The 15175-nt window shown below is 70.2% G+C and carries 16 protein-coding genes; 8 read left to right on the top strand and 8 right to left on the bottom strand.

Annotated features, from left to right (window positions below; translation table 11 throughout):
* The first annotated feature begins 58 nt into the window (after positions 1 to 58).
* Both QOL69_RS15215 and QOL69_RS15220 read left to right on the top strand, forming a co-directional pair.
* Complete coding sequence (locus QOL69_RS15215) at positions 59 to 1525, top strand: DHH family phosphoesterase (RefSeq protein ID WP_048077256.1); 1467 nt, start codon at positions 59 to 61, stop codon at positions 1523 to 1525.
* A 71-nt stretch (positions 1526 to 1596) separates the two neighbouring features.
* Positions 1597 to 1800, top strand: coding sequence for a DUF8145 family protein (locus tag QOL69_RS15220; RefSeq protein WP_048077257.1), 204 nt, complete (start codon positions 1597 to 1599; stop codon positions 1798 to 1800).
* A 48-nt stretch (positions 1801 to 1848) separates the two neighbouring features.
* Here QOL69_RS15220 and QOL69_RS15225 read toward each other — a convergent pair whose 3' ends face one another.
* Positions 1849 to 2823, bottom strand: coding sequence for a nucleotidyltransferase family protein (locus QOL69_RS15225; protein WP_283403850.1), 975 nt, complete (start codon positions 2821 to 2823; stop codon positions 1849 to 1851).
* Positions 2824 to 2987: 164 nt separating this feature from the next.
* On the opposite strand from QOL69_RS15225, the gene QOL69_RS15230 reads away from it, so the two are divergent.
* On the top strand, positions 2988 to 3278 hold the full coding sequence (locus tag QOL69_RS15230) for a transcriptional regulator (RefSeq protein WP_048077259.1): 291 nt from the start codon (positions 2988 to 2990) through the stop codon (positions 3276 to 3278).
* 30 nt (positions 3279 to 3308) lie between these two features.
* Here QOL69_RS15230 and QOL69_RS15235 read toward each other — a convergent pair whose 3' ends face one another.
* The 4 genes from QOL69_RS15235 to QOL69_RS15250 form a co-directional block, all read right to left on the bottom strand.
* Positions 3309 to 3986, bottom strand: a complete 678-nt coding sequence (locus QOL69_RS15235) for a DJ-1/PfpI family protein (RefSeq protein WP_283403851.1) — start codon at positions 3984 to 3986, stop codon at positions 3309 to 3311.
* 420 nt (positions 3987 to 4406) lie between these two features.
* A complete protein-coding gene (gene hpt / locus QOL69_RS15240) occupies positions 4407 to 4976 on the bottom strand; it encodes a hypoxanthine/guanine phosphoribosyltransferase (protein ID WP_048077261.1) in 570 nt (189 codons plus the stop codon).
* Between the two features lie 548 nt (positions 4977 to 5524).
* Positions 5525 to 6301, bottom strand: coding sequence for an enoyl-CoA hydratase/isomerase family protein (locus tag QOL69_RS15245; protein ID WP_283403852.1), 777 nt, complete (start codon positions 6299 to 6301; stop codon positions 5525 to 5527).
* Between the two features lie 80 nt (positions 6302 to 6381).
* Positions 6382 to 6603, bottom strand: a complete 222-nt coding sequence (locus QOL69_RS15250; RefSeq protein WP_048077267.1) for a hypothetical protein — start codon at positions 6601 to 6603, stop codon at positions 6382 to 6384.
* Between the two features lie 138 nt (positions 6604 to 6741).
* Between QOL69_RS15250 and aroC the strand changes: the two genes are divergently transcribed.
* Entirely contained in the window at positions 6742 to 7929 is a 1188-nt protein-coding gene (gene aroC / locus QOL69_RS15255; protein WP_283403853.1) for a chorismate synthase, read from the top strand.
* A gap of 33 nt (positions 7930 to 7962) precedes the next feature.
* Here the strand turns inward: aroC and QOL69_RS15260 are convergent, their stop codons facing one another.
* Both QOL69_RS15260 and QOL69_RS15265 read right to left on the bottom strand, forming a co-directional pair.
* Positions 7963 to 8868, bottom strand: coding sequence for a ZIP family metal transporter (locus tag QOL69_RS15260; protein WP_283403854.1), 906 nt, complete (start codon positions 8866 to 8868; stop codon positions 7963 to 7965).
* Positions 8869 to 8946: 78 nt separating this feature from the next.
* Complete coding sequence (locus tag QOL69_RS15265) at positions 8947 to 9546, bottom strand: TIGR04206 family protein (RefSeq protein ID WP_283403855.1); 600 nt, start codon at positions 9544 to 9546, stop codon at positions 8947 to 8949.
* A gap of 79 nt (positions 9547 to 9625) precedes the next feature.
* On the opposite strand from QOL69_RS15265, the gene QOL69_RS15270 reads away from it, so the two are divergent.
* Genes QOL69_RS15270 through QOL69_RS15285 form a run of 4 tightly spaced genes read left to right on the top strand, consistent with a single transcriptional unit; the run spans position 9626 to position 13706 of the window.
* Positions 9626 to 10483, top strand: a complete 858-nt coding sequence (locus QOL69_RS15270; protein WP_283403856.1) for a DUF7847 domain-containing protein — start codon at positions 9626 to 9628, stop codon at positions 10481 to 10483.
* 24 nt (positions 10484 to 10507) lie between these two features.
* Positions 10508 to 11275 (top strand): hypothetical protein, encoded by a 768-nt coding sequence (locus tag QOL69_RS15275; protein WP_283403857.1) that lies wholly within the window; start codon positions 10508 to 10510, stop codon positions 11273 to 11275.
* Positions 11276 to 11307: 32 nt separating this feature from the next.
* Positions 11308 to 12402 carry a M48 family metalloprotease gene (locus QOL69_RS15280; RefSeq protein ID WP_283403858.1) on the top strand — a complete coding sequence of 365 codons (1095 nt, stop codon included), beginning with the start codon at positions 11308 to 11310 and terminating at the stop codon, positions 12400 to 12402.
* Positions 12399 to 13706: a hypothetical protein gene (locus QOL69_RS15285; RefSeq protein ID WP_283403859.1), complete on the top strand. Its 1308-nt coding sequence runs from the start codon at positions 12399 to 12401 to the stop codon at positions 13704 to 13706. Before QOL69_RS15280 ends, QOL69_RS15285 begins: the two co-directional genes overlap by 4 nt.
* 33 nt (positions 13707 to 13739) lie before the next feature.
* Here QOL69_RS15285 and QOL69_RS15290 read toward each other — a convergent pair whose 3' ends face one another.
* A complete protein-coding gene (locus QOL69_RS15290; protein WP_283403860.1) occupies positions 13740 to 15083 on the bottom strand; it encodes an alkaline phosphatase family protein in 1344 nt (447 codons plus the stop codon).
* Positions 15084 to 15175: the final 92 nt, after the last annotated feature.

Genomic DNA, 15175 nt, shown 5'->3' on the forward strand with positions numbered 1-15175 from the left:
TATTGCGGGGGACAGAGAGAGCGCACTCGTTAAGTGTCGTGCCGCGGAATTCCCTCTAATGAGTAGTGGGGCATCCGGATCCGCGCGGACCCGGTACGCCATCCTCGGCTGTGGGAGCGTCGGTCACGCCGTCGCGGAGGAACTGACCGAGCGCGGGAAGGACGTCCTCATCCTCGACCGCGACGAGAGCCGGGTCGAAGCGCTCCGCGATCAGGATCTCAACGCGCGCGTCCAGGACATCGCCGACGCCGACGTCGTCGACGAGATCGGGGACCGCGACATCGTATTGATCCTCGCGAGCGACGTGGAGGCGAACAAGGCGGCCGTCTCGGCGGTCAGGGAGACCGGCGGGGACCACTACGTCGTCGTCCGCGCCTCCGACCCCGTCAGCGAGGACGAACTGCGCGAGCGCGGCGCGGACGTCGTCATCAATCCCTCGACGGTGATCGCGGACAGCGCGCTCCAGTCGCTGGAGACGGGCGAGCTGGAGTACATGGCCCGTCAGCTCGCGGAGATCATCGAGGAGGGCGGCGATCGGATGGCGATCCTCACGCACGACAACCCGGAACCCGACTCGATCGCGTCCGCGACCGCGCTTCAGGCGATCGCCGAGGCGTTCGGCGTCGACGCCGACATCGTCTACTCCGGCGACGTCGGCCACCAGGAGAACCGGGCGTTCGTCAACCTGCTCGGGATCGACCTGCTGGCGCGGGCCGACGCCCCGGACCTGTCGGAGTACGGGACGGTCGCGGCCGTCGACCTCGCGAAGTCGGCCGACGACGGCTTCGACTTCGATGCCGAGATCGACATCTACCTCGACCACTTGGAGGCGGAGGTGCCGTTCGACGCCCGGTTCGTCGACGTGCGGACCAACGTCTCCTCGACGTCGACGATCCTCACGAAGTACCTCCAAGAGTTCGACCAGTCGCCCTCGGAGGCGGTCGCGACCGCGCTGCTGTACGGGATTCGCGCCGAGACGCTCGACTTCAAGCGGGACACGACGCCCGCGGACCTGACGGCGGCCGCCTACCTCCACCCGTTCGCGAACCACGACACGCTCGAGCAGGTGGAGTCTCCGTCGATGAGCCCGGAGACGCTGGACGTGCTCGCGGAGGCGATCCAGAACCGCGAGGTTCAGGGGAGCCACCTCTTTTCGACGGCGGGGTTCATCCGCGACCGCGAGGCGCTCGCGCAGGCCGCCCAACACCTCCTCAACTTGGAGGGGATCACGACCACCGCGGTGCTGGGCATCGCCGACGACAACATCTATCTCGCCGCGCGCTCGAAGGACATCCGGCTGAACATCGGCAACGTTCTCGACGAGGCGTTCTCCGAGATGGGCGACGCCGCCGGCCACTCGACGCAGGGGTCGCTCGAAATCCCGCTCGGCATCTTCACCGGTATCGAGGCGAGCGGCGAGAACCGCGACACGCTCCTCCACCTCACCGAGGAGGCGGTCCGCCGGAAGCTGTTCGACGCGCTCGGCGTCGAGGGCGGGAGCGGCGACGGGTCGAACGGGTCCTGAAGCCCGTCGACCGCGGCGTCTCGGCGGGGTCGTTTTCCGGCTCGGGAGCGTAGGACCGTTCGCGACGCCACATGTACGTCCCCGACGATCCGCCGGCGAACTGTCCCGCGTGCGGCGATCCGTACGACTCCGTCTCGCGCCACGCGGACGGGTTCGTGGCAAACCTCTTGGACAACGACCGCTACCAGCGGGTGTGTTTCACGCCCGTGAGCGACGCGGGCGGCCCCGCGCTAGACTGTTACCACCACACACACGAACAGGCGGGTACCGACTGAGAGGACGCCGACGGGCCGCAGGGGGACCACTCGGGGGGACCGTCCCGCTCAGAAGCCGTCGCTCTCGGTGATCGAGGTGTACGACCCGATCAGCGCGCCGGAGAGGTCGACGCCTTCGAGCGTGGCCCCCGTGTCGATCACGGAGTTACGGATCTCGGAGTCGGTGATCGTCGCGTCCTCGAAGACGATGGTGCGGTCGAGCGTCGAGTCGGTCACCGTCGCGCCCGACATGACGTGGACGACGTCGCCGAGGTCGCTGCCCTCGACGGTCGCGTCGTCGGCGACGAGCGTCCCGCCGTCGAGCGCGTACTCGACCGCGTCGAGGTAGCTCTCCGCGGTGCCGATGTCGAACCACGCGCCGTCGAAGGTGTACGCGTGGACCGCGCCGCGCTGCTGGAGCCACTGGAGGAACCAGCCCGGCTCGTCCGGGTTGTTGTCGTCTTCGAGGTACGTCGTGAGCTTCGGCAGCGTCTCGGCCGGGAAGGCGTAGCAGGCGATGGAGACGAGCGTCGACTGCGGGTCGTCGGGCTTCTCTTGGAAGTCGATCACCTCGTCGCCCTCCAGTTGGACGAGGCCGTACGACTTCGCGCGCTCGCGGTCGCCCACGTCGTAGGCGGCCAGCGTCGGCGTACCCTTGTCTTCGAAGAAGTCGGCGAAATCGCCCAGATCGAAGCTGATCATGTTGTCGCCGGCGACGACGATCAGGTCGTCCTCGACGTTCTCGCGCTCGACGAGCTGTTCGAGCGCGCCCACGACGCCGAACTTCTCGTCTTCCTCGACGGTCTCCTCGACAGAGAGCGTCGGCTTCTCGAAGGGACTGTCGTCGAGGTACTCCGCGAACGTGTCGGCGAAGCGCTCGTTCGTCGACACGAACACCTCGTCGATCCGATCGTCGGCCTCCAAGTCCTCGAATATCTCGTCGATGACGGTGTTTTCTCCGACGGGGAGGAACATCTTCGGCCGGTGTTCGGTGATCGGCCAGAGCCTGGTCGCGTAGCCACCCGCGAGTACGACTGCCTTCATACTCGCTCCCTCTCACCCCGGTGACATACCTCTTGCGCCCGACGGTCGGTCGAGCGTGCGCGACCGTCGGACGGAGCGACGATCGGACGGAGCGACGACCGGTGCGACTGCGACCGACGGCGGACCCCGGACGGTTTTACTCGCCGCGCTGCGAACGCTCACTCATGGAGACGACACGCCAGCGCATCGCCGACGCGCTCCGCGAGGAGCCGCGGACCGCGAGCGACCTCGCGGCGACGCTGTCGCTACCGACGCCGACCGTGTACGAACACCTCGAACACGTCTCGCGGTCGATCACGGAGGCCGACGGGGACGGCGGCGAAGAGTTCCTCGTCGCCCCGCCGACCTGCCGCGAGTGCGGGTTCGACGGGTTCGACGACCCCGTCAACGAGCCGTCGCGGTGTCCCGAGTGTAAGTGCGAGCGGATCGAAGAGCCGACGTTCGTGATCCGCTGACCCGCGGACCGCGTCTGCCGATCGTCGAGTCTACAGTTCGTCGAGCAGGGTCGCGGCCGCGTCGGCCGACGAGCCCGGGCCGCGCGCGGTGATCAGGTCGCCGTCGACCGTGACGCTCGTGTCGGCGTCGAGTTCGGCGTCGAACGCCGCGCCGGCGAGGACGACCTCGTCTTCGACCCAGTACGGAAGCTTCCGCCCGTCCGGCATCACGTCGCGGTCGTCGACGATGTCCTCTTCCCACTCGTTCGGGAACCCGGTGATCGAGCGCCCCTCGACGAGCGGTGTCCCGTCGGCTTCGCGCGTGAACGCGAGGATGCCGACCGCGTGACAGACGACGAGCGCCACGCTCTCCTCGCCCGCGACCGCGTCCAGCAGCAGCTGACGGGCGTGTCGGTCCTGGTTCACGTCCCAGACGGTGCCGTGGCCGCCGGGGAAGACGACGGCGTCGTGGCCGTCGGCCTCGACCGCGGCGATCGGTTCCGGATCGTTGAGTCCCGGGTGCTCCTCGTCGACCTCGCGGAGTTCGGCGACCCGCTCCTCACCGCCCGCGGCCTCCGGGTCGAGCGAGCGCTCGTCGACGACCGGCGGCGACCCGGACGGCGTCGCGACGGTCACGTCGACGCCCTCCGATTCGAGGGTCGTCAGCGGCTCGATACACTCCTCGGCCCAGTAGCCTTCCTCGCTTACCACGAACAGCGCACTTGTCATGTGTACCTCGCAATTCGCGACCTCCACGGAAAAGACGCCCGTGGCCGGCAGCGACGCGGGGCGGACGTGTGGTTTATAAATAGGAACGGTAGTGCGGTGGCGCGTGCCTGCGAGCGGTCGCCACCGGCGACCGCGAAGCAGCACCGCGCGAGGGAGTCGACCGGTCGGAGCAACGCGGAGACCGGTCGACGAGGCTGGGGAGGCGTGAGGTGCTGTGCGGTCGCGGTGTGGGGTGGGGCTCGAAGGGGCAGCCGCGAGGCGGGCGCAGGCGACGTAAGGACCGCAAGGAACGAGCGAAGCGAGTGACTGAGGACCGCCCCGAGCGTGCGGCGTCCTCGCGGCTGGGGCTTCGATAATCCTGATCCTGGTGCGATCAGTTCCGTCGTATCGATCCGAAAAAATATCGGAGACGCTCGTGTCTTACTCGTCGCCCTGGGCGTCGACGATCACGACCTCGCCGTCCTCGACGGTGACGTTGATCAGCGTCTTCACGTTGTAATCGGTGTCGTCCAGCTCGTTCGGGCCGGCCTTCTTGATCACGGCGACGACGTCGACGACCTCCGCGCCGACCTCGTCGGTGAGCGCGTCGAGGATGGCCTTCATCGTGCCGCCCGTCGAGAGCACGTCGTCTAAGACGAGCACGCGGTCGCCCTCCTCGACGTCGTTGATGTACATCTCCGACTCGGAGTAGCCCGTCTCTTGGAACAGCGGGACCTCTCCCTCCAGTCCGTACTGGCGCTTGCGGATGACCACGAGCGGAATGTCGGTCATCAGAGAGAGCGCGGTGGAGATGTGGATCCCCATCGCGGCGGGCGTGACGATCTTGTCGACGTTCTCTAGCTCCGCCTTCCGGATGATCCGGATGACGATCTCCCGAAGCAGCTCCGGTTCGAGCATGGGAACGCCGTCGCTGATCGGGTGGACGAAGTACTGGTACTCGCCTTTCTCGATGATCGGCGCGTCGAGGAGCGACTGCCGCAACTGGTCCATGTCGCGGGTACTCGGGCGGATTAATAAAGCGTGGCGGTTGCGGGATCGAGGTGAGAGTCGATACCACGACGATACTGTGTGACTGGTCGCCCCACGGCCGAGACCCCCGAAGCCCCGGTCAGTCGCTACGATGAAGCCAACCCTGTGACCGACACCCCCGAAGCCCCGGTCAGTCGCTACGATGAAGCCAACCCTGTGACCGACACCCCCGAAGCCCCAGCCGCGAAGCCGTCAGACGCTCGCTGTCGTTCGAGACGCCGAAGGCGTCTCGTGATGACGAAACGGCTTCGCCGTTTCGAACCACGCGCCTCACTCGGTCGCTATCGCTCCCTCGTTCGGTGCTTACGTCGCCTCTGACGGCTTCGCGACTGCCCCTTCGAGTCCCGCCCCGCACCGCACAGCACCGCACCTCACGCCTCCCCAGCCTCGTCGCTCGCTCCGGGCTCCCTCCGGTCGCCCGTCCGCTCGCGACTCCCTCGCGCGGCGCTGCTCGGCCGCGAGGCGGCCTCGCAGGCGCGCGCCACCGCACAAGGTGTGAAGGTGCGATCCTACTCGAACTCCGGCTCGCGCTTCTCCAAGAACGCCTCCATTCCCTCGCGCTGGTCGTGCGTCCCGAACAGTCCGGCCCACGCCCGTCGTTCGAGGGCGAGCCCGGTCGCCGCCGAGCCGTCGCCGGCCGCGTTCAGCGCCTCCTTCGCGGCCCGCAGCGCGGTCGTCGGCTTCGCGGCCAGCTCGCCCGCCAGCTCGTCGATCCGGTCGTCGAACGCGTCGTCGGCGACGACCTCGCCGACGAAGCCGACCTCGGCCGCCTCGGCGGCGTCGATCCGCTCGCCGAGGAAGATCAGCCGGCGCGCGACCTCGTCGCCGACGAGCGCCGGGAGCCGCTGCGTGCCGCCCCAGCCGGGGATGATCCCCAGATCGATCTCCGTCTGGCCGAGGACCGCGCTCTCGGCGGCGACCCGGAGGTCGCAGGCGAGCGCGAGTTCACAGCCGCCGCCGAAGGCGTAGCCGTCGACGGCGGCTATCGTCGGCGCGGGGAACGTCTCGATGGCGTCCGTGACCCGGTGGCCGAGTTCGGCGTACGCCTGCGCCTCGGGGGTCGACAGGTCGACCATGTGGCTGATGTCCGCGCCCGCGACGAACGCCTCGTCGCCCGCGCCGGCGACGACGAGAGCGCGCGCCTCGCGCTCGGCCGCCTCGTCGAGCGCGCTCTCGATCGCTTCGAGCGTCTCGGCGGTGAGCGCGTTGAGCTGTTCGGGTCGGTCGACGGTGATCGTCGCGACGCCGCGGTCGTCGACATCGAACGCGATGGGCTCGCTGCTCATACGTTTCTCGTCGCGGGGCGGGATGAAAACGATTCGGCAGGCGGATCCGGCGTTCGGCGGACGGATCCTCGTCTCGGTCGTTAGACCTCTTCGCGGCTGTCGATCCCGGTGTAGATGAACCACGCCGTCGTGTACACGCCGACGAACAGCAGGTACCCGACGACCAGACCCCCGAGCTGTCGGCTCGCGAGGCCACCGGGAAGCGTCCGCGAGAGGATCCCGAGGGCGATCGCGAAGACGACGAGCGAGAACAGTCCGGAGAGGGCGTACACGCCGAGGTCGGATGTGAGGCGGTCGCGCACGCCCTCACCAACGAGTTCCCGTTACATACCCCCATCGGTCGCCGGCGCGCCCGCGCCGCGAGACCGACGACGGCCGCGCTCGGCTCGACCCGTTGCGCGGATTGCAACCCATATATGCCCCCGGCTACACGTGACGGTATGAACGGGAACCGGTTCGGCCGACTCTTCCAGCTGACGACCTACGGCGAGAGCCACGGCGACGCGATGGGCGTCACCGTCTCCGGCGTCCCCGCCGGCGTCGAGCTCGACGAGGAGGCGATCCAAGCGCAGCTCGACCGGCGCAAGCCGGGCCAGTCGATGATCACTACCTCGCGAGGCGAGCCGGACGAGGTCGTCGTGAACTCCGGCGTTCAGGACGGGTACACCACCGGCACGCCGATCGGGATGGTGATCCAGAACAAGGACGCTCGCTCGGGGAAGTACGAGCCGTACGTCACCGCGCCGCGCCCCTCGCACGGCGACTACACCTACTCCGCGAAGTTCGGCACGCGCAACTGGGGCGGCGGCGGGCGCTCCTCGGCGCGCGAGACGGTGAACTGGGTCGCGGCCGGCGCGGTCGCCGAGCAGGTGCTCGACGCCTCCGACCACGACGTCGAGATCAAAGCGCACGTCAACCGCATCGGCGACGTGGAGGCCGACGCGGTGAGCTTCGAACAGCTCCTCGAACGCTCGGAGGAGAACGACGTGCGCTGTGCCGACCCCGAGGCCGCCACCGAGATGCAGGAGCTGATCGAGGAGTACCAAGAGCGGGGCGACTCCATCGGCGGCTCGGTCTACTTCGAGTGCCGCGGCGTCCCCCGCGGGCTCGGCTCGCCGCGGTTCGACAGCTTCCCCGCCCGGCTCGGACAGGCATTGTTCGCGATCCCGGCCACGACGGGCGTCGAATACGGGCTCGGCAGGGACGCGACGGATGTGACCGGCAGCGAGCGCAACGAGGACTGGACGTTCGACGACGGCGAGTCGTTCGACCACGTCGAGAGCGACGAGGGCGACCCCGTCCCGGTCGGCAACGACCACGGCGGGCTTCAGGGCGGGATCACCACCGGCGAGCCGATCTACGGCGAGGCGACGTGGCACGCGCCCACCTCGATCCCGAAACAGCAGCGTTCGGCCGACTGGGAGACCGGCGAGGAGAAGGAGATACAGGTCGTCGGCCGCCACGACCCCGTCCTCCCGCCGCGGGCCGTCCCCGTCGTCGAGGCAATGTTGTACTGTACGGTCCTCGATTTCATGCTGCTGGCCGGTCGGATCAACCCCGACCGCGTCGACGGCAACCCCGGACAGTACGACACCGACTACCACCCGAGCAGTCCGGACAACGAGTAGCTCGCACCGGCTGGGCGGTATCGAGCCTCTCCGTCACACCGTGACGACCGCGTCGACGACGACCAACAGCACGAACCCGACGAGGAACGCCGTGGTCGCGGCGTCGGCGTGCCCGTGGCCGTGCGAGGAGGGGATCAGCTCGCGGAAGACGACCGCGAGCATCGCGCCGGCGGCGAAGCCGGACGCGATCGGAAAGAGCCCGGTTCCGAGCCCGACCAGCAGGTAGCCGAACACCGACGCGACGACCTGCGGGACGACCCCCGAGAGCGCGGTGTACCAGAACACCCGCAGGTTCGACATCCCGGTTTCTGCCATCGGCACCGCGAAGGCGAACCCGTCCGGCACGTTCTGGAGACCGATCACGACCGCGAGCACGAGCGCGACCTCGTTCAGCCCGGACGCGAACGCGACGCCGATCGCCAGCCCCTCCGGCGCGTTGTGGAGGGTGATCGCGCCGCCGATCAGTAGCGCCTTCCGGAGGGTCGCGTCGCGGTCGCCGACGACTCCCGCGTCCTCGTCGCTCGCCCTCGACGACTCGACATCGGTCCCGCGGTCCCCCGACGTCCCGTCTCCCTCGGGGTCAGCGACCGGGTCACCGGTCGGCAGCCCGGCCTCGACGGCGTCGTCGGCCGTGGCACCCCCCTCCGGGAACCACTCGCGGTACTCGGCGTGGAGGTGCGGGATCAGGTAGTTGCCGCCGAGCAGTGCGAAGCCACCGACGAGCAGCCCGGCCATCACTTCCGTCAGCGTCCCCTCCTCCAGCCCGGGAATCACGAGGCCGAACACGCTGGCGGCGACCATCAGCCCGGCCGCCAGCCCGAGCGCGGCGTCGTAGGTCCGGTGGGTCACGCGGGCGCGAAAGAAGATCGGAACCGCGCCGAGGGCGGTCGCGAGCCCCGCCACGGTGGTCACGCCGAGTACGGTCGTGAGCGTCGTCATACGATCCGCATCCGGACACGGGGTAATAAATTGGATCGAACGACCGCGGTGGGACGGGGCCGCGCCCCGGACCGCCGGTCAGCGCGGGGGTCCCGCCGCGATCCCGTAGAGGTCGCGCCCGTACCCCGCGAGCGCGACGACGAGCGTCACGACCGCACCCGCCGGGAGCACGGCGAGCCAGCCGACGGTCGCACCGACGCCGAACCGCACGCCGAGTCCGACGGCGACCCACAGGGACGCGGCCGCCGCGAGGGCCAGCAGCCCGCCCGTCACCCGTCGGTCCTCGCGCCCGAGCGCGACGCCGGCCGTGGCGCTGGCGGCCGCGATCAGGTGGAAACCGACCGCGAGCGGCCACGCCCGGATCGACGGCGGCAGTGTCGCGAACGGGCGCGGCTGGTCGAGGAAGTACGCCCACACCGGGTACCCACCGACGCCGACCACTCCGTCGCCGCCGAGCGTCGCGAATCCCCAGAGGCTCACCAGCGTCGGGTCGCCGCTCCCGCCGGGAACGACCGCCATCGGGACCGCGAGCAGTCCGACGACGAGGAGCCACTCGACGCGGCCGCTGGTCGACGGCGAGCGCGACTCCGCGAATGAGTCCGATTCTCGCTCCGGCAGCGTTCGGGAGTCGGCGTCGGCCTCACGTTCCGACTCTCTGACGCCGTCCGGTCGCTCCATACGAGCGGTTCGACGCCCGGAAGTAAGTATGGTCGGGCCGTCGGGAGGATTTTAGCCGCCGCCGAGAGAACGACCGCTCATGCCTGCCCTCCGTTCGATCCGTCCCGCGCTCGTTGCCGTCGCGAGGAGCCCCGTCCTCGTCGGCGTCGCGGCGCTGTTCGCGCTCGCACAGCTTCCGGACCTCATCGTCGGACCGACGGCCAGCCCGGGGCTTTCGGCGGCGGTGTCCGCGGTGACGTTCGGGGCGCTCGTCCTCGTCGCCCCCTTCTTCCAAGGCGGACTGCTCGCGATGGCGGACGAGGCGCTCGACGGGGAGGCCCGTCTCGGGACGCTCGCCTCGGCGGGACGCGACCACTACCTCCCGCTGCTGGTCGCGTATCTCGCGGCGCTCGGCGTGAGCCTCGCGTTCGGCTTCCTCGTCGCCGTCGGTGCGTTCATCGGGGTCGCCGGCAGCCTCCTCAGCGAGCCGACCGGGTTCGTCGCCGTTCCCGCCGACGACCTCGGGCTCGTCGCGGTCCTCGCGATCATCGCCGTCGGACTGGTCGGTGCGTATCTGATCGTCACGTTCCTGATCCAGTTTTACGCGCACGCGGTCGTCGTCGACGACGCGGAACTCGTCGCCGCGTTCCGCCGCAGCGTCCGCCTCGTGCGGGCGAACGCCGCCGTCACGTTCGTGTACACCGTCCTCCTGACCGCCGGCAGCGCGGCGTTCGGGCTCCTCGTCGCCGCCGCGTCGCTGTCGCTCGCGCCGCCGGCGTCGATCGAGAGCGCGCCGGCGTGGATGCCGATATTCGAGGTCGGAGTCGTCGGAGCCGTCGGGATCGGCGTCGGGGTGGTGGTTGCCACCGGCGTCCTCGGCGCGCTGTACGCGACCTACTCCGTGGCGTTCTACCGCGCCCTCTCGGACCGGACGCCCGAGGTCGGGCGTCAGGCGTAACCCGTCGCCGCCCGTACCGCGCGTGTGAACACCGACGACGGCGGCCACTACGACGCGGCGGTCGACGCGCTGGCGGTCCGGGAGTACGAGCGCGCGGGGAACCGCTACACCCGCGGCGGGCGGCGCGTCCTCGCCGATCCGCGGCCCGAGATCGACCCCTTCGAACCGGACGAGAAGGGCTGGGTCGGGCAGGGGCTCCAGCAGCTGCTCGCGGCCGCGGTCGCGTACCGGGTCACCGGCGCGGACGGGCGGGCGACCCAGCGCGCGGTCGAGGGGATCGCCGCGAGCCGGGACTTCGAGACGGTTCTGGAGGGACCGGGACAGGCGGCCTGCCTCGCGGAGTTCGTCGCCGACTTCCGGGTCGCCGGCGGCCTCGACGGTGCCGCGGGAGCGTACGACGCGGCCACCGAGCGCTACGAGGCCGCCGGCGAGGAGATCGACTCGCCGCAGGCGCTCGCGACGACGCCGCTGTTCGAGGCGGCGGCCGCGACGATCAAACAGGTCGCCCGCGGGCAGGCGGACGGCGAGATCGCGATCAAGTGGGAGGACCTCCACGGGGCGGACCCGAGCCGTCCGGGCGAGTTCCTCGCGCACCGGGCTCGGTTCAAACGTCAGCGGTTCCCGGAGCTACTGGAGCGCGCGGTCGACGACAGGCACCTCGCCGCGCCTCGAGGGACGACGGAGTACAACAACGAGACGCACGAGTGCCCGAACTGCGGGTCGAACCACGTGAACTGGGCCGGTACCGGAATCGTCTGTCTGCGGTGTTCGACGCCGACCGAGAGCATTTAACCGCCGGGGTCGAACCGGTCGACCGAACCCCGATGTCGCCCTCCATTCCCTCGTTCGAGAGCGCCGACCGGTCCGCCGGTCCCGGCGAGTCGGACGGATCCGGCGCGCTCGGTGCCGACCGCGGGCTCCGGATCCGGATGCTCGTCGCGACCGCGCTGGTCGTCGCGCTCCCGTTCGCGTTCGTGTACGCGTTCGTCTTCCTGATCAACGCGGTCGGACTCCCGCTCCTCGAGTGGGCGAACGAGCGCCCCTACACCGGCGAGGTGTACGTCGACCCCGTCTTCCTCGCGGTCGTCGTCCTCGTCGGCCTCGCGGTCCAGTACCGGTACGGGCCGCGGACCGTGCTCCGGTCGGTCGGCGCGCGACGCGTCTCCCCCGACGAGTACCCCGAACTCCACGCCGCGGTGACGCGGCTGGCCGCGCAGGCCGACGTGCCCGACCCCGACGTGGCGGTCGCGCGCACGGAGCTCCCGAACGCGTTCGCGGTCGGGACGCCGGGCGACGGCACCGTCGTCGTCACGACCGGACTCCTCGACCGGCTCGACGACGCGGAGCTCGACGCCGTCCTCGCCCACGAGCTGTCGCACCTCGCGAACCGCGACGCGAGCCTGATGACGGTCGCGTGGGTGCTGCCGACGGTCACCTACTACGTCGCCATGCTCGCCTTCTACGTCCTCTACGGTCTGGTCAAGTTCCTCCGGTTCGGCGGTGGCGGAGGCGGCGGCGACCGCGACGGCCGAGCGCTCGCGGTCGGCCTCGTCGTGATCACCGTCAGCGCGCTCCTGACGCTCACCGTCTCCGCGATGTTCTGGTTCGGGAGCGTCCTAATCTACCGCGTGCTCTCGCGGTACCGCGAGTACGCGGCCGACCGCGGGGCCGCGGAGATCACCGGCTCGCCCGCCGCGCTGGCGAGCGCGCTCCGGACCGTCGACGAGGCCATGCCCGAGGTGCCGGACCGGGACCTCCGCGAGCTCGACGGCGGCGCGGAGGCGCTGTACCTCGCGCCGCTGGAGGCCCGGGCGTTCGGTGACGAGGAGCTCGTGAGCACGGACGTGTTCCCGGAGACGCATCCGCCGACCCGGGAGCGGATCGCGCGGCTCCGCGAGCTGGCGGGTGAGTCGGCGTGACGGGCGACGGCGACCCCTCGGCGACGCCGACCCGCCGGCGGTTCCTCGCGGGCGCGGCGACCGCGCTCGCGGCGACGACCGCCGGCTGCGGCTACGTTCCGGGCGGCGGCGACCTCGCGTGGGAGGAGTCGCTCCGGACCGGCGGGCTGGCGTTCGGGTCCGACAGACGGCACTGCGCGACGGCCGACCGGCTGATCACCGTCGAGAACCAGTCGGGACGCACATACGACTTCGAGGACGAGGAGTGGCGCGACGTCGAGAACGCGGCCGTCTCGGTCCTCGAACCCGACGGGACGGTCCGGAGCGTCGGCGAGACCGAGCGGCAGGCCGTCGGCCCGCCCGCGGTCGGCGGCGAGGTCGCCTTCCTCCCCGTCGAGCGCGGGTCCGTGACGGCGGTCGACCTGTCGCGCGACGAGTCGGGCGACGGAACACCGGTGGGTGAGGGTGCGACGGACGAGTCGGACGACTCGGTCCGGTGGCGGGTCGACATCGCGTCGGTGTCCGGGGACGAGGAGGGAGAGACGAGCGAGCCGGTCCTCCGCGGCGTCCGGGCGAGCCACGCGCTCGCCGTCGCGATCGGGCCGCGGGGCATCGCGGCCGTCGACGCGGAGACGGGCGAGCGCGCGTTCGCGATCCCTGACCTGTGGACCGACGGGAGCGGCCGGGGACCCGCCGACCTGACGCCGCGCGTCGCGGTCGACGGCGAGACCGTATGGGCGCTCGTTCCCGAAGCCGCCGCGACGACCGGAACCGGCGACGCCGCGATCGTCGGCTACGACCGGGCGGGCGGTCGCCGCGCCGATCGCGCCGTCGCCGCCGACCACGAGTGGATCGCGGTCGTCGACGGGACCGTCGTGGTCGGGGCTCCGGGCGTGTCGATGAGCGGGTACGGTCGGGACCTCGATCGCCGGTTCGGACTCGACGTGCGCGCTCCGAACGCCCGACCGGCGGCCGTTCAGGCCGATCAGGGAGCAATCTACTACTCGCGCGGACGGGCGGTCACCGCGGTCGACGTCGCGCGGGGCGAGGTCGCGTTCGAGCGGTCAAACCTGCCGCAAGGAAACCTTGCCGTCGACGAGCACGGGGCGTACGTCACGGGAATCGAAAGAGCGCGCGACGCCGGGACGGAGCCCCGGATGGTCGCAGTCGGTACCGACGGGTCGGTGCGGTGGGAGGCACCGTTCCCGGACGGGGTCGATCCGAGGGACCTGTACGCGTTCGGCGGGCGATTGGTCGCCCTCGCGGACGACGCGGCGTACGGGTTCCGCGCGGCCCCGGGCGAGCGGTGGTCGCCGTTCGGGTAGGAAGCGATGGGTCGCGGATTCGACCGGGACGCGTCAGCCCAGCAGGCTCTCGCCGTCGAACTCGGCGTCGGCGTCGACGTCCATGAGATCGAGGACCGTCGGCGTTACGTCGAAGAGGTTCGCGTCGGTCAGGTCGATGTCGGGCTCGGTCGAGTACAGAAGCGAGTTCTCGAACTTGTGCATCCCGTTTCGGGGACCCTGCGTGAACACGGCCTCCTTGCCCCCGAAGCCGGACTTGAGGTCGAAACCGTCGGCGGGGATGACGACCAGATCGGGCGCGATCTCGTCGTGGTCGCCGTCGAAGACGGTCTCGCCTTTGACGATCCGCTTGCACACCTGCCGGCCGTCGGGACCGGTGAGCGATTCGAGGTCGGCGATGAGCTCCTCGCGCGTCTCCTCGTACTCCGATTCGGAGACGACGCCGTTCGGCTCGCGGCCCTCGACGTTGAGGTAGAAGCGACCGGGGATGAGCGAGTAGGCGCGGGCCTCGTCGTCGATGTCGGCCAGCGAGTCGTGGTCGTCGTCCTCGTAGGAGAGCCACCCCTCGTCGGCGAGGAACTGGTTGCAGTTCACCTCGTGGGTCAGCTCCGTGAAGCCGTGGTCGGAGGCGACGATCAGCGTCGTGTCGTCGTCGAGCGCGTCGCGGATCTCGCCGAGATAGTCGTCGAGGGTGCGGTAGAACTCGAGGAACTCCGCTTTGTACTCGCCGTCGTTCGCGTAGTCGCCGAACAGGAAGTGGTTCACGCGGTCGGTACTCATGAAGACGCCGAAGAAGAGGTCCCAGTCGTCCTCGGCGAGGTAGTGAGAGAACGCCTCGTATCGGGCGTCGAGCGTCGCGTGGGCATTCTCGATGAACTCCGTCTTGTCGTCGTCGTGTCCGAGTTTGGCGTTGACGTCGATCCGGTAGTCGAAGCCGTCGAGCGTCTCCCGGACCGACTCGTCGCTCGCGGCCGCGTCGAGGTCGGGCGAGAGGAAGCCGGAGACCATCCGCTGGACCCGCGTCGACGGCGGGAACGTGACGGGGACGTTCAGGACGGTCGCGTCGCGGCCGGCGTCGGTGACGCGGTCCCACAGCCGGGTCGCCCGGACGTGTTTTCCGAGCGGGACGTACGTCTCGTAGGAGTCGACCTCGCGGTCTTGGAAGCCGTACACGCCCGTCTCGCCGGGGTTCACGCCGGTCGTGAGGCTCGGCCAGCACGCGCTCGACTCGGGCGGCACGATGCTCTCCAACCGCCCGCCGGAGCCGGTCTCGGCGATGTCGGTCAGGTTCTCGAAGACGTCGGGGTGGTCCTCGACGAGGTCGAGCGGTACGCCGTCGATCCCGAGGAAGACGACACGCCCGTCGTCGTCGCCGCGGAGCCGATCGAACAGACCCATAGGCGGTCGTTCCGTGGCGGCGGCCATATCCCTTGTGTTCCGGCGAATTCCGCCGCCTATTCGGTGTGCCGGCGAGTGAGGCGGATTCAGAA

Source organism: Halorubrum sp. DM2 (assembly GCF_901686465.1).
GTDB lineage: Archaea > Halobacteriota > Halobacteria > Halobacteriales > Haloferacaceae > Halorubrum.

What these genes read in the sequence shown, in the direction of transcription:
- QOL69_RS15215 (WP_048077256.1), top strand. Translation starts at nt 59, where the DNA reads ATGAGTAGTGGGGCATCCGGATCCGCGCGGACCCGGTACGCCATCCTC.
- QOL69_RS15220 (WP_048077257.1), top strand. Translation starts at nt 1,597, where the DNA reads ATGTACGTCCCCGACGATCCGCCGGCGAACTGTCCCGCGTGCGGCGAT.
- QOL69_RS15225 (WP_283403850.1), bottom strand. Translation starts at nt 2,823, where the DNA reads ATGAAGGCAGTCGTACTCGCGGGTGGCTACGCGACCAGGCTCTGGCCG.
- QOL69_RS15230 (WP_048077259.1), top strand. Translation starts at nt 2,988, where the DNA reads ATGGAGACGACACGCCAGCGCATCGCCGACGCGCTCCGCGAGGAGCCG.
- QOL69_RS15235 (WP_283403851.1), bottom strand. Translation starts at nt 3,986, where the DNA reads ATGACAAGTGCGCTGTTCGTGGTAAGCGAGGAAGGCTACTGGGCCGAG.
- hpt (WP_048077261.1), bottom strand. Translation starts at nt 4,976, where the DNA reads ATGGACCAGTTGCGGCAGTCGCTCCTCGACGCGCCGATCATCGAGAAA.
- QOL69_RS15245 (WP_283403852.1), bottom strand. Translation starts at nt 6,301, where the DNA reads ATGAGCAGCGAGCCCATCGCGTTCGATGTCGACGACCGCGGCGTCGCG.
- aroC (WP_283403853.1), top strand. Translation starts at nt 6,742, where the DNA reads ATGAACGGGAACCGGTTCGGCCGACTCTTCCAGCTGACGACCTACGGC.
- QOL69_RS15260 (WP_283403854.1), bottom strand. Translation starts at nt 8,868, where the DNA reads ATGACGACGCTCACGACCGTACTCGGCGTGACCACCGTGGCGGGGCTC.
- QOL69_RS15265 (WP_283403855.1), bottom strand. Translation starts at nt 9,546, where the DNA reads ATGGAGCGACCGGACGGCGTCAGAGAGTCGGAACGTGAGGCCGACGCC.
- QOL69_RS15270 (WP_283403856.1), top strand. Translation starts at nt 9,626, where the DNA reads ATGCCTGCCCTCCGTTCGATCCGTCCCGCGCTCGTTGCCGTCGCGAGG.
- QOL69_RS15280 (WP_283403858.1), top strand. Translation starts at nt 11,308, where the DNA reads ATGTCGCCCTCCATTCCCTCGTTCGAGAGCGCCGACCGGTCCGCCGGT.
- QOL69_RS15290 (WP_283403860.1), bottom strand. Translation starts at nt 15,083, where the DNA reads ATGGGTCTGTTCGATCGGCTCCGCGGCGACGACGACGGGCGTGTCGTC.